General features: G+C 71.5%; 20 protein-coding genes. 9 read left to right on the top strand and 11 right to left on the bottom strand.

What is annotated here, in order from left to right:
* Positions 1 to 218 precede the first annotated feature (218 nt).
* From GUI43_RS18965 to GUI43_RS18955, 3 genes are all read left to right on the top strand, one after another.
* Entirely contained in the window at positions 219 to 1,013 is a 795-nt protein-coding gene (locus GUI43_RS18965) for an LPXTG cell wall anchor domain-containing protein (protein WP_112603821.1), read from the top strand.
* Positions 1,014 to 1,330: 317 nt separating this feature from the next.
* The gene (locus GUI43_RS18960) at positions 1,331 to 2,896 is read left to right on the top strand and encodes an aldehyde dehydrogenase family protein (RefSeq protein ID WP_112699418.1); all 1,566 of its coding nucleotides are present in this window, start codon (positions 1,331 to 1,333) and stop codon (positions 2,894 to 2,896) included.
* 76 nt (positions 2,897 to 2,972) lie between these two features.
* Positions 2,973 to 3,371 carry a VOC family protein gene (locus GUI43_RS18955; protein WP_112699417.1) on the top strand — a complete coding sequence of 133 codons (399 nt, stop codon included), beginning with the start codon at positions 2,973 to 2,975 and terminating at the stop codon, positions 3,369 to 3,371.
* A gap of 7 nt (positions 3,372 to 3,378) precedes the next feature.
* Here the strand turns inward: GUI43_RS18955 and GUI43_RS18950 are convergent, their stop codons facing one another.
* The 3 genes from GUI43_RS18950 to GUI43_RS18940 all read right to left on the bottom strand — a co-directional run bounded on the left by GUI43_RS18950 (position 3,379) and on the right by GUI43_RS18940 (position 6,373).
* On the bottom strand, positions 3,379 to 4,443 hold the full coding sequence (locus tag GUI43_RS18950) for a GNAT family N-acetyltransferase (RefSeq protein ID WP_112699416.1): 1,065 nt from the start codon (positions 4,441 to 4,443) through the stop codon (positions 3,379 to 3,381).
* A gap of 117 nt (positions 4,444 to 4,560) precedes the next feature.
* Positions 4,561 to 5,610: a hypothetical protein gene (locus tag GUI43_RS18945; RefSeq protein ID WP_112699415.1), complete on the bottom strand. Its 1,050-nt coding sequence runs from the start codon at positions 5,608 to 5,610 to the stop codon at positions 4,561 to 4,563.
* Positions 5,611 to 5,671: 61 nt separating this feature from the next.
* Entirely contained in the window at positions 5,672 to 6,373 is a 702-nt protein-coding gene (locus GUI43_RS18940) for an ACT domain-containing protein (RefSeq protein WP_112699414.1), read from the bottom strand.
* 150 nt (positions 6,374 to 6,523) lie between these two features.
* Here GUI43_RS18940 and GUI43_RS18935 point away from each other — a divergent pair, with 150 nt between their 5' ends.
* Together GUI43_RS18935 and GUI43_RS18930 are read left to right on the top strand one after the other, a co-directional pair.
* On the top strand, positions 6,524 to 7,603 hold the full coding sequence (locus GUI43_RS18935) for a phosphotransferase family protein (protein ID WP_112699413.1): 1,080 nt from the start codon (positions 6,524 to 6,526) through the stop codon (positions 7,601 to 7,603).
* A complete protein-coding gene (locus tag GUI43_RS18930; RefSeq protein WP_112699412.1) occupies positions 7,603 to 8,814 on the top strand; it encodes an acyl-CoA dehydrogenase family protein in 1,212 nt (403 codons plus the stop codon). The genes GUI43_RS18935 and GUI43_RS18930 overlap by 1 nt, the downstream gene beginning before the upstream one ends.
* A 294-nt stretch (positions 8,815 to 9,108) precedes the next feature.
* On the opposite strand, the gene GUI43_RS18925 is transcribed toward GUI43_RS18930, so the two are convergent.
* The 6 genes from GUI43_RS18925 to GUI43_RS18900 all read right to left on the bottom strand — a co-directional run bounded on the left by GUI43_RS18925 (position 9,109) and on the right by GUI43_RS18900 (position 15,761).
* Positions 9,109 to 10,155, bottom strand: coding sequence for a LacI family DNA-binding transcriptional regulator (locus GUI43_RS18925; protein WP_091400709.1), 1,047 nt, complete (start codon positions 10,153 to 10,155; stop codon positions 9,109 to 9,111).
* 82 nt (positions 10,156 to 10,237) lie between these two features.
* Entirely contained in the window at positions 10,238 to 11,659 is a 1,422-nt protein-coding gene (locus tag GUI43_RS18920; protein ID WP_112585005.1) for a GH1 family beta-glucosidase, read from the bottom strand.
* Positions 11,656 to 12,498 carry a carbohydrate ABC transporter permease gene (locus tag GUI43_RS18915; RefSeq protein WP_091400707.1) on the bottom strand — a complete coding sequence of 281 codons (843 nt, stop codon included), beginning with the start codon at positions 12,496 to 12,498 and terminating at the stop codon, positions 11,656 to 11,658. Before GUI43_RS18915 ends, GUI43_RS18920 begins: the two co-directional genes overlap by 4 nt.
* Positions 12,499 to 12,508: 10 nt before the next feature.
* Positions 12,509 to 13,480 (bottom strand): carbohydrate ABC transporter permease, encoded by a 972-nt coding sequence (locus tag GUI43_RS18910; RefSeq protein WP_112585003.1) that lies wholly within the window; start codon positions 13,478 to 13,480, stop codon positions 12,509 to 12,511.
* Positions 13,481 to 13,589: 109 nt separating this feature from the next.
* Entirely contained in the window at positions 13,590 to 14,879 is a 1,290-nt protein-coding gene (locus GUI43_RS18905) for an ABC transporter substrate-binding protein (RefSeq protein WP_112585001.1), read from the bottom strand.
* A 309-nt stretch (positions 14,880 to 15,188) separates the two neighbouring features.
* A complete protein-coding gene (locus GUI43_RS18900; RefSeq protein WP_112699411.1) occupies positions 15,189 to 15,761 on the bottom strand; it encodes a plasmid pRiA4b ORF-3 family protein in 573 nt (190 codons plus the stop codon).
* Positions 15,762 to 15,911: 150 nt separating this feature from the next.
* Between GUI43_RS18900 and GUI43_RS18895 the strand changes: the two genes are divergently transcribed.
* Positions 15,912 to 16,658, top strand: coding sequence for a pyrimidine reductase family protein (locus tag GUI43_RS18895; protein WP_112584997.1), 747 nt, complete (start codon positions 15,912 to 15,914; stop codon positions 16,656 to 16,658).
* Positions 16,659 to 16,662: 4 nt separating this feature from the next.
* Here the strand turns inward: GUI43_RS18895 and GUI43_RS18890 are convergent, their stop codons facing one another.
* Both GUI43_RS18890 and GUI43_RS34295 read right to left on the bottom strand, forming a co-directional pair.
* Positions 16,663 to 17,412 (bottom strand): hypothetical protein, encoded by a 750-nt coding sequence (locus GUI43_RS18890; RefSeq protein WP_112699410.1) that lies wholly within the window; start codon positions 17,410 to 17,412, stop codon positions 16,663 to 16,665.
* Positions 17,405 to 17,923, bottom strand: coding sequence for a SigE family RNA polymerase sigma factor (locus GUI43_RS34295; RefSeq protein WP_211326726.1), 519 nt, complete (start codon positions 17,921 to 17,923; stop codon positions 17,405 to 17,407). Before GUI43_RS34295 ends, GUI43_RS18890 begins: the two co-directional genes overlap by 8 nt.
* Before the next feature lie 235 nt (positions 17,924 to 18,158).
* Between GUI43_RS34295 and GUI43_RS18875 the strand changes: the two genes are divergently transcribed.
* The 3 genes from GUI43_RS18875 to GUI43_RS18865 all read left to right on the top strand — a co-directional run.
* On the top strand, positions 18,159 to 19,910 hold the full coding sequence (locus GUI43_RS18875) for an ATP-binding protein (RefSeq protein ID WP_112584990.1): 1,752 nt from the start codon (positions 18,159 to 18,161) through the stop codon (positions 19,908 to 19,910).
* A gap of 18 nt (positions 19,911 to 19,928) precedes the next feature.
* The gene (locus GUI43_RS18870; protein ID WP_112584988.1) at positions 19,929 to 21,077 is read left to right on the top strand and encodes an exonuclease SbcCD subunit D; all 1,149 of its coding nucleotides are present in this window, start codon (positions 19,929 to 19,931) and stop codon (positions 21,075 to 21,077) included.
* On the top strand, positions 21,077 to 22,680 hold a 1,604-nt coding region (locus GUI43_RS18865; RefSeq protein WP_146765928.1), incomplete at its 3' end, for an AAA family ATPase. The genes GUI43_RS18870 and GUI43_RS18865, both read left to right, overlap by 1 nt.

Raw genomic sequence — 22,680 nt, 5'->3', positions numbered from 1 at the left:
TAATGTGCACGTCGTCGATTGGGAAGCCCGCGCTGCGCCGCCAGCGCCACCGCTCTCGTGGGTGTTACGACGACACGCGCACGGCAGCACGGAAGGTCGACCCGGCAGGCACTTCCGCCCGAGACGTCGTCCCAGCTCAGGCCGGTTGGCCGATGCCGTGGGCAGACCCCACCCGTGGGACCATGGGCGGCCCCCTCGACCATTCCGGAGGAATTCTCATGCCACTGCGTCGGCGCCTGACGCGCGCGGCCGTCTGCACGGCCGCCGCCACGGCCGTTCTCGCCATCGCCTCCCCGGCCTGGGCATCGAGCATCGTCCCCCTCAACCCCGCCCACGCCGGCGCGACGGCCGGGACCTTCCAGCAGGAGTGCCAGGACCCCAAGTTCGGCACGCGCCCCACCAATCAGGACGGCTGGCACTTCGTGCTGCCCACCAAGGGAGCCGGTGACTTCCAGAGCCTGACCCTGACCTTCAAGGACAATGCGGGCGTCCCGGTTACGGTGACCGTGCCGGACCCCGCGGATCCGTACACCGACTTCCTGTCCGCCAACGGCGGCGGCGACAAGCAGGTGAAGCACGCCTACCTCTTCACCCCGACGGGATGGACGTTGACCGGCGGCAGCGCCCTGGTCAGCGGCGAGGGCGACAAGTTCAACCTCAGCCACACGTGCGCCGGCACCGGCACCACCGAGTCGCCGACCCCGACGCCGACCACGCCGACCACGGAGTCCCCGACGCCGACGCCGACCACCGGCTCGCCGGCGCCGACCACCGGCCTGCCGACGCCGACCACGCCGGCGCCGACGGGCTCGGTCTCGCCGTCGGAGTCGGCAGCACCCGGCGGATCAACCTCGACCCCGGAAAGCGGCGCGGGCGGCGGCGACAACGGTGCCAGCCTCCCGCTCACCGGCGCGGCCGTCACCAGCATGGCACTCGGCGGTGTCGCCCTGATCGGCGGCGGCACCCTGCTGATGATGCGTCGCCGGCGCGACCGGATCACCTTCACCAGCTGACGCAGGAACGCCCACGACCGGCTCCGGACATCGCTTCGGCTGCCGGTCGTCGGCGTTTCGCATGCCCCGCGCGCCGCGTTCCGTACTCACGGGTAACCCAGTCAACAACCTCACACTATTCATTGTCATCAATTGGTTGATTGCCATCCTCGCTGGCCACGACACCCCTCTCGGAGTTGACCATCAAGCGGCTTCGGTCGGCCGGCGGCCAGCCAGATAAACGTACTGTTGCTGACCCACTACCAAGCGCGAGACAGTACCGCTCACCAGCGGTGCCGTCGACGCCGCCGCTCCCTGGTCAACCCTGAGGAGAAGCGATGGCACTACGACTCGCCGACGACACCGCCTGGACCGACATCCTGGCCCGCGCGGTGGCCGTCACCCCGGAGGCGTTCGGCGCCGAGGTCGACGGCGTCACCACACTGCACAACCTGGTCGAGGGCGAATGGCGGGCGGTCGGCCAGCCCACCCCGGTCCGCACCCCGGTGGACAACACAGTCCTCATCAACCTGCCCCGGGTCGATGCGACCACCGCGCGCGCCGCGGTCGCCCACGCCGCCGACGCGCACCGGGCCTGGGCCCAGACCCCGCTGGCCGACCGCAAGGCCCGGGTCGCCGGGGCCGTGGACTCGCTCACCGCCCACCGCGACCTGCTCGCCCTGCTGCTGGTGTGGGAGATCGGCAAGCCGTGGCGGCTGGCCTGCGCCGACGTGGACCGGGCCCTCGACGGCGTCCGCTGGTACGCGGGCGAGATCGACCGGATGCTCGCCGACGGCCGCGAACCGCTGCCCGGCCCGGTCAGCAACATCGCGTCGTGGAACTACCCGATGAGCGTGCTGGTGCACGCCGAACTGGTGCAGCTCCTGGCCGGTAACGCGGTTATCGCCAAGACCCCGTCCCAGGGCGGCGCGGTGTGCCTGACCGTCGCGCACGCGCTGATGCGCCGGGCCGGGCTGCCCGCCACGCTCGTCTCCGGCAGCGGCGGGGAGCTGTCCGAGGTGCTGGTCCGGGCACCCGAGATCGGCGCGGTGGCGTTCGTCGGCGGCCGGTCCAACGGCGGCAAGGTGGCCGCCGCGCTGCTCGACAGCGACAAGCGGCACTTCATCGAGCAGGAGGGTCTCAACGCCTGGGGCATCTGGAACTTCTCCCAGTGGGACCTGCTCGCCACGCACCTCAGGAAGGGCTTCGAGTACGGCAAGCAGCGCTGCACCGCGTACCCCCGGTTCGTTGTGCAGCGCGATCTGGTCGACGAGTTCCTCGACATGTACCTGCCGGTCGTCCGCTCGGTCCGCTTCGGTCACCCGCTCGCCGTCGGCGACGACTGGGCCGCCGGTGACCCGCTGCCCGAGCTGGACTTCGGGCCGCTGATCAGCGCCGCCAAGGCCGACGAGCTACGCCGCACTGTCGACGAGGCGGTCCGCGGCGGCGCGATCCCACTGCACCGGGGCAAGCTCACCGGCGCGCCGTTCCTACCCGGGCAGGACACCTCGGCGTACGTGGCGCCGTCGGTGCTGCTCGCCCCGCCCGGACGGTCCCGGCTGATGCACGCCGAGCCCTTCGGGCCGGTCGACACTATCGTCGTGGTGGACACCACCGACGAGCTGCTGGCCGCGATGAACGCCTCCAACGGCGCGCTGGTGGCCTCGCTGGCCTGCGACGACACCGACGAGGCCGGCAAGCTCGCCGTGGACCTGCAGGCGTTCAAGGTGGGCATCAACAAACCGCGCTCACGCGGTGACCGGGACGAACCGTTCGGCGGCCGGGGCGCCTCCTGGAAGGGGGCGTTCGTCGGCGGCGACCTGCTGGTGCAGGCCGTCACCGTCGGCGGAGACAGCCGGCTCTACGGCAACTTCCCCGACTACAACAGCTACCCCACCACCTGAGCACCGGAACCGGAGAGGCCCCCTTGTGGACGCTCGCCGGGCACAAGGGGCCCTCGTCGGCACGTACCGTCGGGAGATGGCATTGATCGCGCAGCTCTCCCTGGGCGTGTCCGACGCCGAGCGGGCCGCAACGTTCTGGGCCGCGGCCCTCGGCTACCGTCGCCGCGAGCCCCGATTCACCGGCGACGAGTGGATCGTGCTGGAGCCGCCGCCGGGGGTGTCGGGAGTGGCCCTCGCGATGGACCTCAGCGAGAGCCCCGTGCGGGAGTTCCCCCGACTCCACCTGGACCTGGACGCCGGCGACCGACCCCTCGACGAGGAACTCGACCGACTGCTCGCCCTCGGCGCGCGGATCGTCAACTGGCGGCACTATCCCACCGATCCACACCCGACCGAGCCGCCGTACGTGGTGCTCGCCGACCCGGAGGGCAACCGGTTCTGCGTCTCGGGCCGCCGCGAGCCGTCCCGACCCTGAGCAGGCCCTAGGCGAACGCGCCCTTCCGGTCCGCCCTGGCGGCGACGGCGAGCGGGACGGTGAGGGTGAGCAGCCCGCCGTCGCGCTCGACAGCAGCGGGCCGGCCCAGCCGGTGCAGCGTACGCAGCATCGGGTCGTTGGTGGCCTGCACGTGCAGCACCAGCGCCGCGTACCCGGACCGGTCGGCGTGCTGGACCACCCGGCGCAGCAACGCCGAGCCGAGCCCACGCCGCTGCCAGTCGTCCTGCACCAGCAGCGCCACCTCGGCCTCGTCGCCCTCGCCGAGCAGGTTCGCCATGGCGACCACCGACTCGGCCGTGCCGTCGGAGCCGGTGGTGCTGGCGATCAACGTCAGCCCTCGGCTCGGCTCCAGCAGTCGACGCAGGCGGGCCGGCTGCGGCAGCGCCGCCCCGCCCAGGTAACGCCGCTGCCGGCTACGCGGTGAGCACGCCTCGTGCAGCTCCACCACGCCGGACAGATCTTGGGCGCTGGCCGGCCGGACGGCCACCTCCGCGCCGTCGGGCAGCACCACTGTGACCTGTTCGGCAGCCCGGCGCGCCACGGTGGCGGCCAGCTCGACCAGGGCCTGCGCCCGCGCGTACTCCGCCGGGGTGAAGTCGGGCGCGACCCGGCGCAGCACGAACGAACCGCCCGCCGGGTCGGCCAACAGCATGTCGGCCCCGGTGATCCCCCGTTCGCCGCCGACCGACGCTGGTCGCCAGCTGACGACGTCGGCAGCAAGCAGGGTCCGCAACGCCTCACCCGTCGCGTCCGGGTCACGCACCAGCCGGTTGGCCAGCCCGAGCACCCGGGTGGGCTGGTCGGCCAGACCACGCGCCTCGCTGCGCGCCACCCAGCAGTCCCGGCCCCGACCACGCTCGACGGCGGCGATCAGCTCGGCCTCGTCGAGCGCGTCCGGCGCGTCGACCAGGAAGTCGTCCACCGCGCCCTGCTCGGTGGGCTGCACCTGCACGGTGAGGATGTTGACCCCGCGCAGCGCGAGGCTGGCCGTGAGCACCGACAGGTAACCCGGCCGGTCGTCCACCGTCGCCCGGATCCGCCACAACGTCATGGTTGGCTCCCTTCCCCGGGTGCCAGCCTCGTCCCCCGCTGTTGCCGCCCGATTGCCCGGCGGTGACGGGTTGCGCTCAGGAAGTCGACCCCGCGCGGCGGGTCACCGGATCCGCCGCTACACGAAACGGCCGCGGTAGCCGATGGGGCCCTCCCCGACCCGCTGGTAGGTGCCCAGGAATCCACCGCCGCCGAAGGCGATCGTGCCGTTGTTGCCGCGCAGGTCCCGCCAGGCCAACCTGGTGACCGGGCAGCCGCGCACCTCCACCGCGAGGAGCAGGTCACCCGAGCGGTGCCAGCCACCGGCCCAGCCCTCCTCAGTGTCGAAGCGCCACGCCTCCTTGGCGACGGTGCCGCGCTCGGTCAGCCGGCCGCGGAACTCCGTCGGCTCTCCACCCGGCTGCCGCCGCCAGCCGTATAAGGCCCGCTGTCGCTTCTCGAACGTGATCGCGTACTCGGTGCCGGACGTGTCGGCCCACGCCACCTGGTCGAGGACGGACTGCTCGCCCCGATCGACGAAGATGGTGACCTCGCCGGCGTCGCTCGCGTACCGCAGCACCGGCTTGGCGACCGCCTGCCGGACGAGGGCCAGGCCCGCCTGGTCGTGCGCGTTCATCGGGTCGACCGTGACTCGGTAGAGCCACAGCATGCTGCGGGCGTCGACACCGCTCGCGATCCGCATCGTGTTCCGGCCGGGCACCAACTCCTCGGCCGGGACCGCGAAGACCAGCCGTTGCGGAAGCCCACCACCGTTCGGGATGCGGAGCTCATCGGCCAGCGGCCGGCCGTTGAGGTGAACGGTGAGCGGGGCGTACCCGGGGCCTCCGGCCAGCATCGACACGAGCGCCACCAGGGTGACGCACGCCTCCCGCACCACGGCCGGGTCGGGCACGTCGAACTCGAACTCGACCGACCCGCCGGCGTTGATCGCCAGGTGGTCGTCCGCCGCCGAGGACCGGTGCACGCCGGTGATCTCGACGTTGCCGAGACGGGGCGGCTCGGTGCCGAAGTCCGCGTAGGTGGGTGCCATCTGGATCCCCGGCCGCCGTCCGGGCACCGGCGGGGGCGGCAGCTTGGCATCCGCCTCGTAGGCCCGCGGCGCACCGGAGGGGACGCGACCGCCGCCCTCGGGGGTCTCCGCGCGATATCCATCAGTGGAGATGTCCATCCCGAAGAGACTAGATCAACAAGTCCGAGCCCTGCGGACCGCCCGGTCGACGGGTGGCGCCTCAGGGATTGGCGCTGACCGGGGGCGCGCCCACCAGGTCGAGTCGGTCACCGAGGATCACCGCGCAGGCGCGGACGAGCTGGGTGAGCCGATCCACCTCGGTGCTGTGGAACGCCGCGGCGGAGAGGGTCTCGCTGCGCTCACGGGCCACCACCAGCACCAGGCCCGCCCGGCCGAACGGCGCGATCGCGTGGTGGGTGCCGTCGGGCGTGGTCATCGACCGACCGCGCAGCGGGGTCACCTCCGGCAACCGCGGGGGTACGGGAGCACGCCAGCTCGCGTACCCCACTGTCGCCCCGCCGCCCCCGCTCCGCGAGGCCCAGTCGACCGGCACCACGGCGGCCACGGCCCAGTCGGCGGCCAGCAGCCCCGGCACCGCGTCGACCAGGGTGGCCAACCCGTCGGCCGGGTTGGCCGCGACCTGGGCCAACAGCTCCGCGTCCTGCCCGGTGGTGGTGGGCGCGCCGATCGCCCGCCACACACCGTCCACCCGCACCCCCGGTATCGCCGCGAGGCCGGCCAGCAGTCGTTCCACCCGCGCCGCGCCCGGCCAGACGACAGTGAAGTCGTCCACCGCGCGCCCGCCGAGCCGTTCGAGGACCACCACCTGGACGATGTCCGCCCCGGAGACGCCCAAGGTGCGGGCGACCTGACCGAGGGTGCCCGGACGGTCCGGCAGGGTGACCCGAACTCGCAGCAACATGTCTGTCCCTCCGCTCGGCGGGCCGGCGAGAGAGCGGCCGGCAGGCTGACCCCAGCCTGGTAGTTGACCATTTCGTCCCTGTTGCAGGGGCATGTCCCGAGCGGAAACTCTGACCTTGACAACGTGAGCGGGCTGCCATCAACTAGTCGGATGAGCGATCCGGCCGTCGACGCGTCCCGGCCGGAGGCCGTTCCCGTCTCCCCGGCAGGGCTGGCCCTGGACCGCCTCGCCGACTATCTGGCAACGCACCGACCCGAGCTGGCCGTCGGGCCGCTGCGTGCCACGCTGATCGCGGGCGGCAAGTCCAACCTCACCTACCTGCTGCGTCTCGGCGACCGCGAGGTGGTGCTGCGCCGCCCCCCGCTGGGCCACGTGCTGGCGACCGCGCACGACATGGCGCGCGAGTTCCGGGTCATCTCGGCGCTGGCACCGACCGATGTGCCGGTCCCGGGCGCGCTGCTGCTCTGCACCGACCCGGAGGTGATCGGGGCGCCGTTCTACCTCATGGAGCGGATGCCCGGCGAGGTGTTCCGCACCCGCGCGCAGACCGACCCGCTGGGCGACGAGCGCCGCCGTGCCCTCGCCATGGCCATGATGGACACGCTCGCCGCGCTGCACAGCGTCGAGCCGTCCAGCGTCGGGTTGGCTGACTTCGGCCGCCCCGAGGGCTACCTCGCCCGGCAGGTCCGCCGCTGGGCCGGGCAGCTCGACCGCTCCCGCAGCCGGCCGCTGCCCGGCATCGACGAGTTGCGTGACCTGCTCGCGGCGACCGCCCCGGAGGGTGCGAACGCCGGCCGGATCGTGCACGGCGACTTCCGGCTGGACAACCTCCTCGCCTCGGCCGATCCGGTCGCCGTGCACGCGGTGCTCGACTGGGAGATGGCCACCCTCGGCGACCCCCTCGCCGACCTGGGGCTGCTGCTGACGTACTGGGACGTGCTCGGCGGCAGCGACACCGCCGCGGGCAACCCCGTCGCCGACGGGCTCGGCCCGCGCGCCGGCTTTCCCACCGGCAGCGAGCTGATCGACAGGTACGCCGGACGCAGCGATGTCGACGTCGGGCCGCTGCACTGGCACGTGGCGCTGGGCTGTTTCAAGCTCGCGGTGATCTGCGAGGGCATCCACTACCGCCACACGCTCGGGCAGACGCTCGGCGAGGGCTTCGACCGGATCGGCGAGATGGTGGCACCGCTGGTCGCGCACGGGCTGACCGCTGCCAGGGAGCGCTGATGGACTTCTCATACGACAGCCGGACCGAGGAGCTGCGCGACGAGCTGACCCGGTTCCTGACGGAGCACGTCTACCCGGCCGAGGCCGTGCACGCCGAGCAGGTGGCCGCCGGGGACCCGTGGTCGCGTACCCCGGTGTTGGGCGAACTGAAGGCGGAGGCCCGCAAGCGCGGCCTGTGGAACCTCTTCCTGCCCGACCCGCGCTACGGCGCCGGCCTGACCAACCTCCAGTACGCCCCCCTGGCCGAGCTGACCGGACGCAGCCCGCACCTCGCGCCGGAGGCGGTCAACTGCGCGGCACCGGACACCGGCAACATGGAACTGCTGGCCGAGTTCGGCTCGGAAGCGCAGCAGAAGCGCTGGCTGACGCCGCTGCTGGAGGGTGAGATCCGCTCGGCGTTCTGCATGACCGAGCCGGACGTGGCATCCTCCGACGCCACCAACATCGCCACCCGGATCACCCGCGACGGCGACGAGTACGTGATCAACGGGCGCAAGTGGTGGTCGTCCGGCGCGATGGACCCGCGCTGCGAGATCTTCATCGTGATGGGCAAGACCGACCCCACCGCCGACCGCCACCGCCAGCAGAGCATGGTGCTGGTCCCCCGGGACACCCCCGGGGTGACAGTGCGCCGGGGCATGACCGTCTTCGGTTACACCGACGGTTCCCACGGCGGGCACGCCGAGATCGACTTCACCGACGTCCGGGTGCCCGCGGAGAACCTGATCGGCGCCGAGGGCACCGGCTTCGCCATCGCCCAGGCCCGGCTGGGGCCCGGCCGGATCCACCACTGCATGCGATTAATCGGAATGGCTGAGCGGGCATTGGAGCTGCTCTGCCGCCGCGCGAACGAACGGATCGCGTTCGGCCGACCGCTGGCCGAGCAGGGCGTGGTCCGGGAGTGGATCGCCGAGTCCCGGGTCCGCATCGAGCAGGCCCGGCTGCTGGTGCTCAAGACGGCCTGGCTGATGGACACCGTCGGCAACAAGGGCGCGCACACCGAGATCCAGGCCATCAAGATCGGCACGCCGGCGATGGCGGAGTGGGTGATCGACAAGGCCATCCAGGCCTACGGCGGCGCCGGTGTCAGCCAGGACACACCACTGGCCGCCCTCTGGGCGCAAACCCGCACCCTGCGCCTCGCCGACGGTCCCGACGAGGTGCACCGCAACTCCCTGGCCAAGCGCGAACTCCGCCGCTGGGCCCCCTAACCCGGGCCCACCGCCCACCCGCCCACCGCGCACGCCGGCGCCGCCCCGCATGCCCGCGCCCCGCAGGTCCCGCACGCCACTACACCCCAAGATCGTGCTCGATCCTGGATGTAGTGGTGTGCGGTCGCCGGGAGGCCACTCAATCCAGGATCGAGCACGATCTTGCCCCGCCGGCCTTCTTGATCATGAGGTTGGCGAGTCGGGATGCCAGAAATGTCCAGGCCAAGTCCATGATCGACGCGCCGTGCGGGGGCGCGGCGTGTGGGTTCCTGGGGGGTGGGGGGGACGGGTGGGTTAGGCGGAGGCTCGGTGGACCAGTTGGGTGTCCAGGAGGATGTGGGAGGCGGGTAGCTCCTCGCCACGGATCCGGGCCACCAGCAGGCGGGCCATCTGCCGGCCCATCTCCTCCACCGGCTGGAAGACAGTGGTCAACGGCGGTTCGGCCTGTCGGGCGATGGTCGCATCGTCGAAGCCGATCACCGCGACGTCCTGCGGAACGCGCCGGCCGGCCTCGCGCAGGGTACGCAGTGCGCCGAACGCCATCAGGTCGGACGCGACGAAGACCGCGTCCAGGTCCGGGCAGACCTCCAGCAGCCGGCGCATTCCCGCCGCGCCGCTGCCTTCGCTGAAGTCGCCGTACGCGATCAGGTCGGGGTTGACGCTGGCGCCGGTGGCCTTTACCGCGTCGGTGTAGCCGGCCAACCGGGCCAGGCCGGCACCCATGTCCTGCGGACCGGCGATGGTGGCGACGCGTCGCCGCCCCTGCCTCGCCAGGTACTCCACGGCCTGCCGGGCCCCGCCAACGTTGTCCACGTCGACAAACCAGGCCGGTTGGGCGCCGGGTTGCAGCATGCGGGCGGGCCGACCGCCGAGCACGGCGGGCAGGCCACGTTCCTCCAGCAGCGTCGGCAGCGGGTCGGAGTCGTGCAACGACAGCAGCAGTACGCCGTCGACGTGCTGGTTGGTGAGGTGGTGCTCGACCCGTTCCCGCTCCACCGGCGACTGTGCCATGGCCAGCCAGAGCTGCATCGGCGTCTCCAGCAACCCGGAGCTGATCCCCCGCACGATGCTGGCGAAGAACGGCTCGGTGAAGACCCGCTCGCCGGATTCGGACACCACAAGCGCGACGGAGTCGGTCCGCTGGGTGACGAGCGCACGGGCGGCCCGGTTCGGCACGTACCCCAGCTCTGCGATGGCCTGTTGGACCGCGGCCCGGGCCTCCGGGCTGACCTGGGGCGAGCCGTTGACCACGCGGGAGACCGTGCCCCGACCGACGCCGGCACGCGCCGCGACCGCGTCGAGGGTCGGGCGCCCGAGCGACCGGGTGCGCTGCGTTGTCATCGTCTGCTCCTCCGACGGCGGGCGGACCCGGCGCCACCTGCGGGAGGTGGACGCCGGGGCCGTCCTGATGGCTGGCCCGAGCCTATTGTGCGGCCAGACCGTTGCGCCGGATCACCGAGGCGTACCACTTGGCGCTGGACTTGGGGGTGCGGACCTGGCTGTCATAGTCGACGTGGATCATGCCGAACCGCTTGGTGTAACCCCAGGCCCACTCGAAATTATCCATCAACGACCAGGCAAAGTATCCCCGCAGAGGCACTCCGGCGTCGATCGCCTCGTGGGCGGCGCGCAGGTGGGCATCGAAGTAGGCCAGCCGATCGACGTCGTCGACCTGCCCGTCGACCACCGAGTCGACGAACGCCGAGCCGTTTTCGGTGACGTACAGGGGCAGATCGGTGTAGCCGTTCACCCGGCGCAGCGTCTCGGTCAGACCCGGGGCGTCGATCTCCCAGCCCATGTCGGTGACCGGAACGCCACGGGTGACGAACCGGACGTCCTCGCTGCCCGGCCAGCACGAGGGGGCCGGGTCGGCCTCCACGCCCTCGACCGGCGCGGCGACCACGTGCCGGCTGTAGTAGTTGACCCCGACCAGGTCCAGCGGCGTGGAGATGGTCGCCAGGTCGCCGTCGCGCACGTGCTCGAAGTCGGTCACCGTGCTGAGGTCGGCCACCAGGTCCTCCGGGTACGACCCGCGCAGCAGCGGGTCGAGGAAGAACCGGTTGGCCAACCCGTCGATCCGCCGGGCGGCGTCCCGGTCGGCGGGACTGTCACTGGCCGGGTCGACCGGGTAGAGGTTGACTGTCACGCCCACCTCGGCGGCCGGCCGGGCGGCCCGCAGTGCCTGCACGGCCAGGCCGTGACCGAGCATCAGGTGGTGTCCGGCTCGCACCGCGTCCGCTCCGTTGGTGCGGCCGGGGGCGTGCACGCCGGAGCCGTAGCCGAGGAACGCGGAGCACCACGGCTCGTTCAGCGTGGTCCAGTAGCGCACCCGGTCACCGAGCGCGTCGGCCACCAGGGTGGTGTAGTCGGCGAAGCGGGCCGCGGTGTCCCGGGCCGGCCAGCCGCCGGCGTCTTCCAACGGCTGCGGCAGGTCCCAGTGGTAGAGGGTGAGCCACGGCTCGATGCCGTTGGCCAGCAGCTCGTCCACCAGCCGCCGGTAGAAGTCCAGGCCGCCCGGGTTGGCCGCGCCGGCGCCGGTGGGCTGCACCCGGGACCAGGAGACCGAGAAACGGTACGACTTCAGGCCCAGCTCGGCCATCAGCGCGACGTCGTCGCCGAGGCGGTGGTAGTGGTCGCACGCCACGTCCCCGGTGTGTCCGGCGACGACCCGACCCTCGGTGTGGCTGAAGGTGTCCCAGATCGACGGGGCACGGCCGTCCACGGCCGCCGCTCCCTCGATCTGGTACGCCGCCGTCGCGGCCCCCCAGAGGAATCCGGGTGGAAAGGTCAGCCCGGGGCGCTCGTCGAGGACATCGACGGCGGGTGGGCTGGCGGGGTTGCTCACGACTTGACGGCACCTTCCATGATCCCGCCGATGATCTGGCGGCCGAACACGAGAAAGACGATTACCAGGGGGATGGTGCCGATCGCCGTGGCGGCGAACACCTGGGAGTAGTCGGTGTAGTAGGCGTACGAGAGGAAGGAGAGCGAGACCTGCAGGGTCGGGTTCTCCGGGGTGAGGATGGCGTACGGCCACAGGAACGAGTTCCAGGTCTCCATGAAGGTCAGCAGACCGAGGACACCGGCGGCGGGACGCAGCGCGGGCAGCACGATGCTCCAGTAGATCCGGAACGTGCTCGCGCCGTCGACGCGGCCGGCCTCGATCAGCTCGTCGGAGATCGCCTGGCTGGCGTACTGCCGCATCATGAACACGCCGAAGGCGGTGACCAGGAACGGCACGGTGACCGCGTAGAGGGTGTCGTACCACCCCAGGTCCTGCATCATGCCCCAGAGCGGGATGAGCCCCATCTGGGTCGGGATCATCATGGTGACGATGATCGCCAGCAGGAGGGCGTTGCTGCCGCGGAACTTCAGCTTGGCGAAGGCGAACCCGGCCAGCGAACCGGTGAGCACCACCGACAGGGTGACCACCGAGGAGACGATGATCGAGTTCATCATGCCGGTGAGGAAGTTGGCGGCGTCGTTGTCGAGCACCCGCCCGAAGTTGTCACCGAACGCGCCACCGGGGGTCAGCGGCGGCGGCACGTCGTTGATGTTGTCCAGGCTGCGACTGCCGATCACCAGCATGTAGTAGAACGGGTAGATCGACAGCAGTGCCGCCAGGACGAGCGCCAGGTAGGTCAGCGGGCTGGTGCGCCACAGGCGCTGGGAAGCCGAGATCATCGATCTCTCCTCACTTCGCCGAGCGGCGGACGAGTAGGAAGTTGAACAGCGACACCACGATGATGATCATGAAGATCGCCCAGGCGACCGCGGCTCCGTAGCCGGCGGTGTTCAGGTTCACGATGCCCATCTCGTACATGTACATGGCCAGCGTCTGGAACTCCCGCTGGTTGCCGCCGATGATGTTGCCGTTGCCGAAGAGCAGGGGCTCGGTGAAGAGCTGCATGCCGCCGATCGTGGACAGGATGACCACGAAGATGAAGGTGGGCTTGAGCATGGGCAGGGTGATCTGCCAGAACTGTCGCCACGGACTGGCACCGTCGATCTCCGCGGCCTCGTAGAGGTCCTTCGGGATCGCCTGCATGCCGGCGAGCAGGATCAGGGTGTTGTACCCGGTCCACCGCCAGTTGACCATGGAGGAGATGGCCGTCCAGGAACTCCACCGGTGCCCGTCCCAGTCGACCGGGTCGACACCGACGAAGCTGAGCAGCCAGTTGAACAGGCCGAACTCGCGCTGGAACAACATCCCGAAGACGATCGCGACCGCGGCCACCGACACCACGTTCGGCATGAAGATGGCCATCCGGAAGAAGGTCTTGGCGCGCAGGAGGCTCCGGTTCAGCAGGTTCGCCAGGAAGAGGGCGAGCAACAACTGCGGGATGGTCGACAGGGCGAAGATGCCGAACGTGTTGACCAGCGCGTTCCAGAAGTACTCGTCGGACACCAGCCGGGTGTAGTTGTCGAAGCCGATGAACGTGTGCTCGCCGATCATGTCCCAGTCGTGCAGCGACATCCAGGCGGTACGCAGCATCGGGTACAGCCCGAATACGCCGAAGATCAGGAAGAACGGGGCGATGTAGAGGTACGGCGAGTACTTGACATCGAGGCGGTTGAATAACCTTCCCCGTCGACGTCGGCGATCGACGTCGGGAGAAGGCGGTGCTGCTGGCGACGGCCGTGCCGTCGTGGCCGACAGGCTCATGCGAATTTCCTTTTCCGGCGAGGCCCGGGGGCCCTCGCGCAGGGCGCTACGCGGAGGGGACCGGCCGGTGGCGTCCGGGAAACCCCGAACGCCACCGGCAGGGAATCACTCAGAAGGCACCCTGAGTCTTTGCGTCCTTCGTGAACTGCTCCCAGGCCTTGGCCTTGTCGGCCTGCCCGTTCTCGAACGCCCGCAGGGCCGGCTCGAGCGCGTTCTCCTTCACCGCCTGGTGCTTCGGACCCAGGTGGATCGGCTGGATCTTGGCGACGCTCTCCCCGAAGATCTTGCCGGTCGGCGCGTTGCTGAAGTACTCGTTGGTGTAGCCGAGGAAGGCCTCGTTCTTCAGCGCCTCCAGGTTGGTGGGCAGCGGGCCCTTGAGCTTGAAGGCCTCCACCTGGCTCTTGGCGTTGGTCAGGTACTCGGCGAGCTTCGCCGCCTCCTTCGGGTACTTGCTCTGCGCCGGAACCGCGAGCCACGAGCCGCCCCAGTTACCGCCGCCGCCCGGCACGGACGCGACGTCCCACTTGCCCTTGTTGGCCGGACCGGAGTTGTCCGACACGATGCCGAGCATCCAGGACGGGCAGAAGGTGGCCGCGAAGGTGCCCTGCTTGAAGCCACCCGACCACTCCGGCGACCAGGTGGACGCCTTGGCGGAGATGTCCGCCATCGAGGTGGCGGTGTCCCAGGCGTTCTTCACCGCGGGGCTGGTGTCCGCGATGATGTTGTCTTCCTTGTCGTAGAACAGGTCACCGTTGCCCTGGAAGAGCACACCGTTGGAGACGGCGGTGATCGAGTCGATGAACGCCTTGCCGCCGCTGCCCTGCTTGTACTTCAGACCGGCGTCGTGGAAGCCCTTCCAGTCCGGCCAGAGCGCCGACACCTGGTCGCGCTCGGCGGGCAGACCGGCCGCCTGGAACAGGTCCTTGCGGTAGCAGACGGCGAGGCTGCCGACGTCGGTCGGCAGACCGATCAGCCGACCGTCCGGCGCCTTGCCCAGCTCCCACTTCCAGGGCAGGTATTCCTTCGAGTGGTCGGCGACCAGCGGGCTGAGGTCGGCCCAGTTGCGCGCGTTGGGCTTGAACTCGTTGAGGATGCCCTCTTCCAGGGCGGTGACGTCCGCCGCGCCCTTGCCGGTGGCCAGGTAGCGGACCAGCTTCGGCCGGTACTCGCCGAGCTGTGCGGTCTTGCGCAGCTCGACCTTGATGCCGGTGTCCTTCTCGTACTGCTTGACGAGCTCGTCGTAGCCCATCTCGCCGAAGGTGTCGACGACCAGCTTGGCGGGCTTCTCGCCGGCCGCTGGCTTGTCGTCGTCGTTGCCGCAGGCTGCGAGACCGCTGACCGCGGTGATCGCGGCCAGGGCAGCGGCCGCCAGGCGGGTACGCCGCGTGGTGACACTCATTCGCTGACCCCTCTTTCCGGTGGTGAGGCTGATGTGTGTGGTGGGGGGTGCCCATCGCGCCGGGCCGGGGTCCGTGAGTGACACACACCACCTCCGGGAGCGCTCCCATGAGATTGCCGGCGGGTAACGGGAGTGTCAATAGGACGTTGGGAGCGTTCCCAGATCGTTACCGCTGACCACTCACACCGCACCAACCCCAACCACACCCCCCGCCCCACCCCGGTGATCAAGAGGTTTCGCTCAGGAAACGGAGCCCTGCTGACGCAAACTTCTTGATCAACAAGGCGAGGGGCCCGAGGGGCGGGCGGGTCAGCAGAAGTAGCGGAGGAGGGTGGTTGCGCGGGTGGGGTCGAACCGGGACGGGTCGAAGGTCGAACCCGCCCAGTCGCGCAGCATCGCGTGGCGGGAACTGACGGGGTCGGCCGTGGCGCTCTGGTCGTCCAGGGCTTCCAGGGCTTCCAGGAGCGCCTGGTAGCCCAACGGCCCGCCGACACCCTCCGGCGGGCAGGCCCGTTCGCCGGCCAGGCAGACCGGATACCGCTCGTCGGGGTCGGCGGTCAACGCGTCCTCCACGACCAGGTCGTGCTCCCACCAGTCGCCGAAGTCGTACGTGTAGGAGAACCGGCTGCCCTTGCCGAGCACCGCGTCGAGCCGCACGTCCAGCTCGTCGTGCAACGCCAACTCCCCGTCCGGGTCCGGCTCGCCGTACTGCACCGCGTCGATCTCGAACGAGTGCAGGTGGCAGTCCCGCCAACCCATCGCGTGCTGCACCACCCGGTGCAGCCGGTCCAGCGTGTAACCGGCCGGCACGAGCACCCGGCGCCACACCGGTGGGCGGGTCCCGGTGAGGGACATCTTCAGCTGGAAGATCTGACGCGACATGCTGTCCTGTCCTCCCGCGGCTTAGGCTGCGAGCATGATCTGCCGAGCGTGCCGGGCCCGGCGACACGACGACTGCCCGGGCCGGAACTGGTGCGACTGCCAGCACCGTACCGCCGAACCCACCCCTCCGGTCACCGGTCCGGCCGGCGAATGACCGTCGGAATTCCGATCCGACGGCTCTGGCCCGAGCCGTCGACGCAGCCGCTCGACGACGCCGCGCTGACCGCCCTCTACGGCCGCGCCGACAAGCCCCGACTGCGGATGAACTTCGTGGCCAGCCTGGACGGCGCGGTCACCGTGGACGGCTACTCCGCCGGGCTCTCCGGCGAGCCGGACAAGCGGGTGTTCGGCCTGCTGCGGATGGTCTGCGACGCACTGGTCGTGGCCGCCGGCACACTTCGCCACGAGGGGTACCGGGCGGTCCGGCTCAACGAGCGCCGCCGTGCCTGGCGCCGTGCCAACGGGCTGGCCGAGTACCCGACGCTGGTGGTCGTCTCCGGTTCGCTCGACCTGGATCCGGCGCAGGCCGCCTTCGCCGACGCGCCGACCCGCCCGGTGGTGCTCACCCACGCCGACGCCGATCCGCCGCCCGGGCTGACCGACGTCGCCGACGTGCTGCGCTGCGGCGCCGAGCGGGTCGACCTGGCGGCCGGTCTCGCCGAACTGCACCGCCGCGGGCTCACCCAACTGCTCTGCGAGGGCGGCCCACACCTGTTCGGCGCACTCACCGCCGCCGACCTGGTGGACGAGCTGTGCCTCACCGTCTCGCCGCTGCTGGCCGGGCCCGGCCCCGGCCGGATCACCGCCGGCGACGCGGCACCACCCCGGCACCTGCCACTGCGCCACGTGCTCGCCGCCGAGGACGGCGTCCTCCTGCTCCGCCACGCCCGTCCGTGAGACCTCAGTCGATGAGCACCGCCCCGGGGGCCCACGGGATCTGGTATCGCCGGCCGTCCTCGGTACTCGCCCAGACCTGCACCTCTTCGTACGGCTCGGCGGCGACCACCTCGACCACCGCGCCCCGCGGCGCCGCGCCGAGCGGATGCGGCACGCCGTTGGCGACGACCTCGACGGTACGCCCCTGAGGAGCCTGGGCCAGGACGTAGAGCCGGCCCCCGGAGCGACGGGCCACGGCAACGCCCAGCCCACTGCCGGCGGATCGGACAGCCGCGCAGACCACGTCACCGTCGACGCAGGCCAGGTCGTACGAGAGGTGGTCGAGCAACCGGCGCGGTTCGCCCACGTCCGGGGCGGTCAGGACCTCGACCGCCTGTCCCCCGGCGGCCCGCTCCTCGGCTCGTGGTTCACGCCGGATCAGCACCAGCGTCTCCGTACCGACCCGGCCGACCGCCACGACCTGCGCCTGCGTCACCGGTCGACCGTCGGGACCGACGATCCCGGCCGGAACCTCGGCAGCGGCGATCGGCCCGGTGCCCCCACCCTCGCTACCGCCGCCGCGACCGGCCGGCCCCAGTTGCGGGAGCAGCAGTGCCCCGGCGGCGACCACCACGGCCACCGTGCCACCTGACAGCAGCAGACGCCGACGGCGACGCGCCCGACTTCTCGTGACGACCCGTTGGGCGAGACCGGGTGGCAGCTCCACGGTCGCGACGGCGTGGTCGAGCAGGGCGGCCACCTCGTTGTCACGCATGGTTCTCCTCCGCGAGGTCGAGGTCGAGTGGGGGAACACCGGCCGCCTCCAGTCGGGCCCGCAGGCGGTGCAGGCCACGGGAAGCCTGGCTCTTCACCGAGCCCACAGAACATTCCAGTTCGGCAGCAGCCTCCGCCTCCGAGAAGCCGAGCCAGTACCGGACCACCACCACCGCCCGCATCCGCGGTGGAAGCTCCCGCAGTGCCGCCAGCAGCAGCTCCCGGTCGTCGACCCGGGTCGTCTCATCCTGCTGCGGCACCGCGTCCGGGAGGCCGGCGACCCGACGTCGGTTCCACGGCGAGCGCCACCGGCTGACCAACCGGTTCGTCATGGCACGACGCAGATAGGCCTCCGGTTGCCGTTGCCGGACCACGTGCCAGCGCGGATACGCCTGCTCCAGCACCTCCTGCAGCAGGTCCTCGGCGTCCGCCCGCTGCCCGGTGATCAGTACGGCGAAGCGGAGCAGTCGCGGGCCGCTCGTCGCGACGAAAGCGCCGAAGTCGTCACTCATACGTGCTCCATGCCTAGGTAACGCGACCGGCGCCTCGGGGGTTGAGTCCGGACCTCGCGCGGTGACACGCCTACACGACTCCCGCCCACCTCATGCGCTCGGTCGAGCACCCAGCGTCATGAGTGTGACGGCGCATGGTGTCGTCCGACGCGTCGCGTGGCGACCTGTCGTACTCCTCGGGCAGGATGCAGGGCATGCGCGCCGACCGTGATGCCCGACCGACCCGAGTCGCCCGATGACCGACGCCGACCTCGACAGCCCTGGCGAGGCGGTCGGGCGGGTGCTGGGCACCGCCGACGCTACCCCGTTGCAGTTCTGGACGGCCGTGGCGCCCGGCAGTTACCTCCAGCTCGACGACGTGGTGGTCACGCGACGGGAGCTGCCGGACCGGGAGCCGGTGACGATCGCCGGGGTGGTGACCCAGGTCCGCGCTCGGCACGAGGGCGCCCAGTTCGACTCCGACGTGTTCGCCATCGCCGACGGCACGCTGCCCGCGCAGGTGCAGGAGGCGGCCGAGGTCACCACCACCCGGGTCGATCCCGAGCTGTACGTGCCGCCGACCCCGGGCGCGGTGGTGTTCCGGGCCGAGGGCGACGCCCGGGCCCGCGCGCTGCACTTCGACCGGATGGAGCGGCGCATCCCGATGGGGATGGGTCGGGACGGGGTCCCGGTCTACCTCAACGCCGACTTCCTCGACGGCAGTCGGGGTGCGCACGTCTCCATCTCCGGCATCTCCGGGGTGGCCACCAAGACCAGCTTCGCCACCTTCCTGCTCTACTCGGTCTTCCGCTCCGGGGTGCTGGGCGGCGACGCGGTCAACGCCAAGGCGCTGATCTTCAACGTCAAGGGTGAGGACCTGCTCTTCCTGGACCACCCCAACACCCGCCTCGACGATCCCACCCGCGCGGCGTACGCGAAGCTCGGGTTGAGCGCCGGCGCCTTCCCCGACGTGCGGGTGTACGCCCCACCCCGGGTCGGCGACTCGGCCGGCACGCCGGATGTGAGCAGCCGGCTCACCGGGGTGGATGCGTTCTACTGGACGCTGAGCGAGTTCTGCACCGACCGTCTGCTGCCGTACGTCTTCGCCGACGCCGACGACGAGCGCCAGCAGTACACGATGGTGGTCCACTCGGTGGCCGCGCACCTGGCCCGCTACGCCCAGCCCGCCGACGGCGGGGTGAGCATCGACGGGGTCCGGCTCGGCTCCTACGGCGACCTGGTCGACCACATCGTCGATCAGCTCAACGACGACGAGACCCGCTCCGACTGGGCGGGCAGCGCGGTGGGGTTGGGCACCGTCAACGCGTTCGCCCGGCGGTTGATCGGCAGTAAGAAGGACCTGGCCCGGCTGATCCGTGGCGACCTCGCCACCCGTCGCCCCCACTCGATCAACACGAGCGAGTCGGCGCAGGTCACCGTGGTCGACCTGCACAACCTTCCCGACCGCGCGCAGCGGTTCGTGGTCGGTGTGACGCTCAAGAGCGAGTTCGAGCGCAAGGAGAAGTCCGGCACCGCCAAGCCGCTGCTCTTCGTCGTCCTCGACGAGCTCAACAAGTACGCCCCCCGGGAGGGCTCCTCGCCCATCAAGGAGGTCCTGCTCGACATCGCCGAGCGGGGCCGTTCGCTCGGGGTGATCCTGATCGGCGCGCAGCAGACGGCGAGCGAGGTGGAGCGGCGGATCGTCACCAACTCGGCGATCCGGGTGGTCGGCCGGCTCGACCCGGCCGAGGCGTCCCGCCCGGAGTACGGTTTCCTGCCGCCCGCGCAGCGCCAGCGGGCGTTGCTGGCCAAGCCGGGCACGATGTTCGTCAACCAGCCGGACATCCCGGTGCCGCTCTGCCTGGAGTTCCCGTTCCCGGCCTGGGCCACCCGGGTCTCCGAGGCGGGCCGGGCACCATCGGAGACGCTGCGCTCGATCACCCAGTCCGCCGACCCGTTCGCCGTGGTGGGCTCCGGCGGCGGCACCGACGACGACATCCCGTTCTAGCTAGGGGCCGGCACAGCCATGAAGATCCTGCACACCTCCGACTGGCACGTGGGAAAGGTGCTCAAGGGGCAGTCCCGGGCCGACGAGCACAAGGCCGTGCTGGCGGGGGTGATCGAGATCGCCCGTGCCGAGCAGCCGGATCTGGTGATCGTCGCCGGTGACCTCTACGACACCGCCGCGCCCAGCTCGGAGGCGACCCGCCTGGTCACCAGGGCGTTGACGGCGCTGCGGCGGACCGGCGCGGACGTGGTGGCGATCGGCGGCAACCACGACAACGGCCCGGCGCTGGACGCGCTGCGCCCGTGGGCCGATGCCGCCGGCATCACGCTGCGCGGCGGGGTGCGGGAAAATCCGGACGAGCACGTCATCGACGGCACCACCGCCGGTGGCGAGCGGTGGCGGCTGGCCGCGTTGCCGTTCCTGTCCCAGCGGTACGCGGTGCGCGCGTTGGAGATGTACGAGCTGACCGCCGCGGAGACCAACCAGACGTACGCCGACCACCTGGGCCGGGTGCTGGGGCGACTGACCGAGGGTTTCACCGAACCGGACCGGGTGCACCTGGTCACCGCGCATCTGACGGTGACCGGCGCGGCCACCGGTGGTGGCGAGCGCGACGCGCACACCGTGTTGGGCTACGCCGTTCCGGCCACCGTCTTCCCGGCCACCGCGCACTACGTGGCGCTGGGTCACCTGCACCGGGCGCAGCGGGTCGCGGGCCCCTGCCCGGTGCGGTACAGCGGCAGTCCACTCGCTGTGGACTTCGGTGAGCAGGAGAACATCCCCTCGGTGACGATGGTCGAGGTGACGGCCAGCACCGCCGCCCGGGTGCGGGAGGTGCCGGTGACGGCGGCGAGCGCGCTGCGCACGGTGCGGGGCACCCTGGCCCAGCTCGCCGAGATCGAGGCACCGGACGCGTGGCTGCGGGTCTACGTGCGGGAGCAACCCCGGGCCGGCCTGCGCGAGGAGGTTCAGGAGCTGCTCCCCCGGGCCCTGGAGATCCGGATCGACCCGGAGCTGTTGGCCGCGCCCGGCAGCGGCGCGCGCATCGCCCAGCGGTCGGGGCGTTCGCCCCGGGAGTTGTTCGCCGACTACCTGGACAGCCGGGGTCACGCCGACGAGGGTGTCCGGGAGCTCTTCGACGAGCTTTTCGAGGAGGTCGAGCACTGATGCGTCCGATGCGGTTGGACATGGCCGGGTTCACGGTCTTCCGGGACGAGACCACAGTCGACTTCACCGACGCCGACTTCTTCGCGCTGATCGGCCCGACCGGTTCGGGCAAGTCGACAGTGCTGGACGCGATTTGCTTCGCCCTTTACGGCATGGTGCCCCGCTGGGGTGGTGCCCGAGGGTTGGCGAACGCGCTCGCGCCGTCGGCGACCGAGGCGCGGGTGCGGTTGGTCTTCGAGTCCGGCGGCGCCCGGTACGTGGCGACCCGGGTTGTCCGCCGGGACGGCCGGGGCAACGTGAAGACCGCGAACGCCGGGTTGCAGCTGATGCCGGCCGGCTTCGACGTGACCAAACTGGACACCGGTCTGAGCCCGGACGACCTCGGCGAGGTGGTGGCCGGCACCCCCGCCGAGATGGAGCAGGCGGTGCTGGAGGCGGTCGGGCTACCGTACGAGCAGTTCACCAGCTGTGTGGTGCTGCCACAGGGGCAGTTCGCCGACTTCCTGCACGCCAAGCCGGCGACGCGGCAACAGATCCTGGTCAACCTGCTGGGCCTCGGCGTCTATGAGGACGTGCAGAAGAAGGCGACGGCGCGCGCCGCGCAGGCCGAGGCCCGGCTGGAGGCGGTCGACCAGGTGCTCGCCGGGTTGACCGGCGTGGACGACGAGGCGTTGGCCGAGGCCGACGCCCGGGTGGAGCGGATGGCCGAGCTGGCGGCCGCGGTGGCCGAGGCGGTGCCGGAGCTGGCGGCGGCCCGGGTCACCGCACGGGAGGCCGCGGCGGCGCTGACCGCGCTGGACGACGATCTGACCGTGCTGACCGGGGTGCGCGCGCCGGCTGGGGTGACCGCTGTCGCTCACGCGGTCGCCGCGGCGCGGGCCGACGCCGAGGCGGCGGCGACCGCGGTGTCGCTGGCCGAGGAGCGGGAGGACAAGCTGCGCGGTGAGCTGGCCGCCGCCGGTGACGAGAGCGCGCTGCGACTGCAACTGCGGGCGTACGACGATCGGGATCGGCTGTCCGGCGAGGCCGACACGGTCCGGGCGACGGTGCGCGCGGCGAATGACGAGCATGCCGCCGCGGTGGCGGCGCTGGCCGCCGCACGGGTGGTCGCCGAGCGGGCCGACGCCGAGCTGGAGGCGGCCTTCCGGGCGCACGAGGAGGCGAAGGCCACCGACCTGGCGGTGAGTCTGCGCGTGCACCTGCATGCCGGTGCGGCGTGCCCGGTGTGCGAGCAGCCGGTGGCCGAGGTGCCGGCGGTGCCGGCCGATTCGGCGGTGGCCGCCGCGACGGCGGCGGGCAAGGCCGCGCGGGCCGCGACCAAGGCCGCGCAGGCAACCGTTCAGGAGCGGGACACGGCAGCGCGGGAGCTGGAGCGGCTGCTGGTGCAGGCGCGAGCCCGGCAGGAGCAGATGGAGGCCCGGCTGGCCGAGCTGGACGGGCAGCTCTCCGGCGCGGCCGAGCCGGCCGTGCTGCGCCGGGAGTTGGCCGAGCACGCCCGGTTGCGGCGTGCGCTGGAGGAGGCGGCAACCGCGGTCCGGGCCGGCCGCGAGACCGCTCGGCAGGCCCGGGCCGGGGTGGACGCCGCCGAGGAGCGGCTGCGGGC

Source organism: Micromonospora noduli, assembly GCF_003264365.1.
In the GTDB taxonomy this organism is placed as follows: domain Bacteria; phylum Actinomycetota; class Actinomycetes; order Mycobacteriales; family Micromonosporaceae; genus Micromonospora; species Micromonospora noduli.
This window is presented reverse-complemented; position numbering and strand designations above follow the sequence as displayed.

Coding starts and splice junctions, on each gene's coding strand:
- GUI43_RS18965 (WP_112603821.1), top strand. CDS start 219: ATGCCACTGCGTCGGCGCCTGACGCGCGCGGCCGTCTGCACGGCCGCC.
- GUI43_RS18960 (WP_112699418.1), top strand. CDS start 1,331: ATGGCACTACGACTCGCCGACGACACCGCCTGGACCGACATCCTGGCC.
- GUI43_RS18955 (WP_112699417.1), top strand. CDS start 2,973: ATGGCATTGATCGCGCAGCTCTCCCTGGGCGTGTCCGACGCCGAGCGG.
- GUI43_RS18950 (WP_112699416.1), bottom strand. CDS start 4,443: ATGACGTTGTGGCGGATCCGGGCGACGGTGGACGACCGGCCGGGTTAC.
- GUI43_RS18945 (WP_112699415.1), bottom strand. CDS start 5,610: ATGGACATCTCCACTGATGGATATCGCGCGGAGACCCCCGAGGGCGGC.
- GUI43_RS18940 (WP_112699414.1), bottom strand. CDS start 6,373: ATGTTGCTGCGAGTTCGGGTCACCCTGCCGGACCGTCCGGGCACCCTC.
- GUI43_RS18935 (WP_112699413.1), top strand. CDS start 6,524: ATGAGCGATCCGGCCGTCGACGCGTCCCGGCCGGAGGCCGTTCCCGTC.
- GUI43_RS18930 (WP_112699412.1), top strand. CDS start 7,603: ATGGACTTCTCATACGACAGCCGGACCGAGGAGCTGCGCGACGAGCTG.
- GUI43_RS18925 (WP_091400709.1), bottom strand. CDS start 10,155: ATGACAACGCAGCGCACCCGGTCGCTCGGGCGCCCGACCCTCGACGCG.
- GUI43_RS18915 (WP_091400707.1), bottom strand. CDS start 12,498: ATGATCTCGGCTTCCCAGCGCCTGTGGCGCACCAGCCCGCTGACCTAC.
- GUI43_RS18910 (WP_112585003.1), bottom strand. CDS start 13,480: ATGAGCCTGTCGGCCACGACGGCACGGCCGTCGCCAGCAGCACCGCCT.
- GUI43_RS18905 (WP_112585001.1), bottom strand. CDS start 14,879: ATGAGTGTCACCACGCGGCGTACCCGCCTGGCGGCCGCTGCCCTGGCC.
- GUI43_RS18900 (WP_112699411.1), bottom strand. CDS start 15,761: ATGTCGCGTCAGATCTTCCAGCTGAAGATGTCCCTCACCGGGACCCGC.
- GUI43_RS18895 (WP_112584997.1), top strand. CDS start 15,912: ATGACCGTCGGAATTCCGATCCGACGGCTCTGGCCCGAGCCGTCGACG.
- GUI43_RS18890 (WP_112699410.1), bottom strand. CDS start 17,412: ATGCGTGACAACGAGGTGGCCGCCCTGCTCGACCACGCCGTCGCGACC.
- GUI43_RS34295 (WP_211326726.1), bottom strand. CDS start 17,923: ATGAGTGACGACTTCGGCGCTTTCGTCGCGACGAGCGGCCCGCGACTG.
- GUI43_RS18875 (WP_112584990.1), top strand. CDS start 18,159: ATGACCGACGCCGACCTCGACAGCCCTGGCGAGGCGGTCGGGCGGGTG.
- GUI43_RS18870 (WP_112584988.1), top strand. CDS start 19,929: ATGAAGATCCTGCACACCTCCGACTGGCACGTGGGAAAGGTGCTCAAG.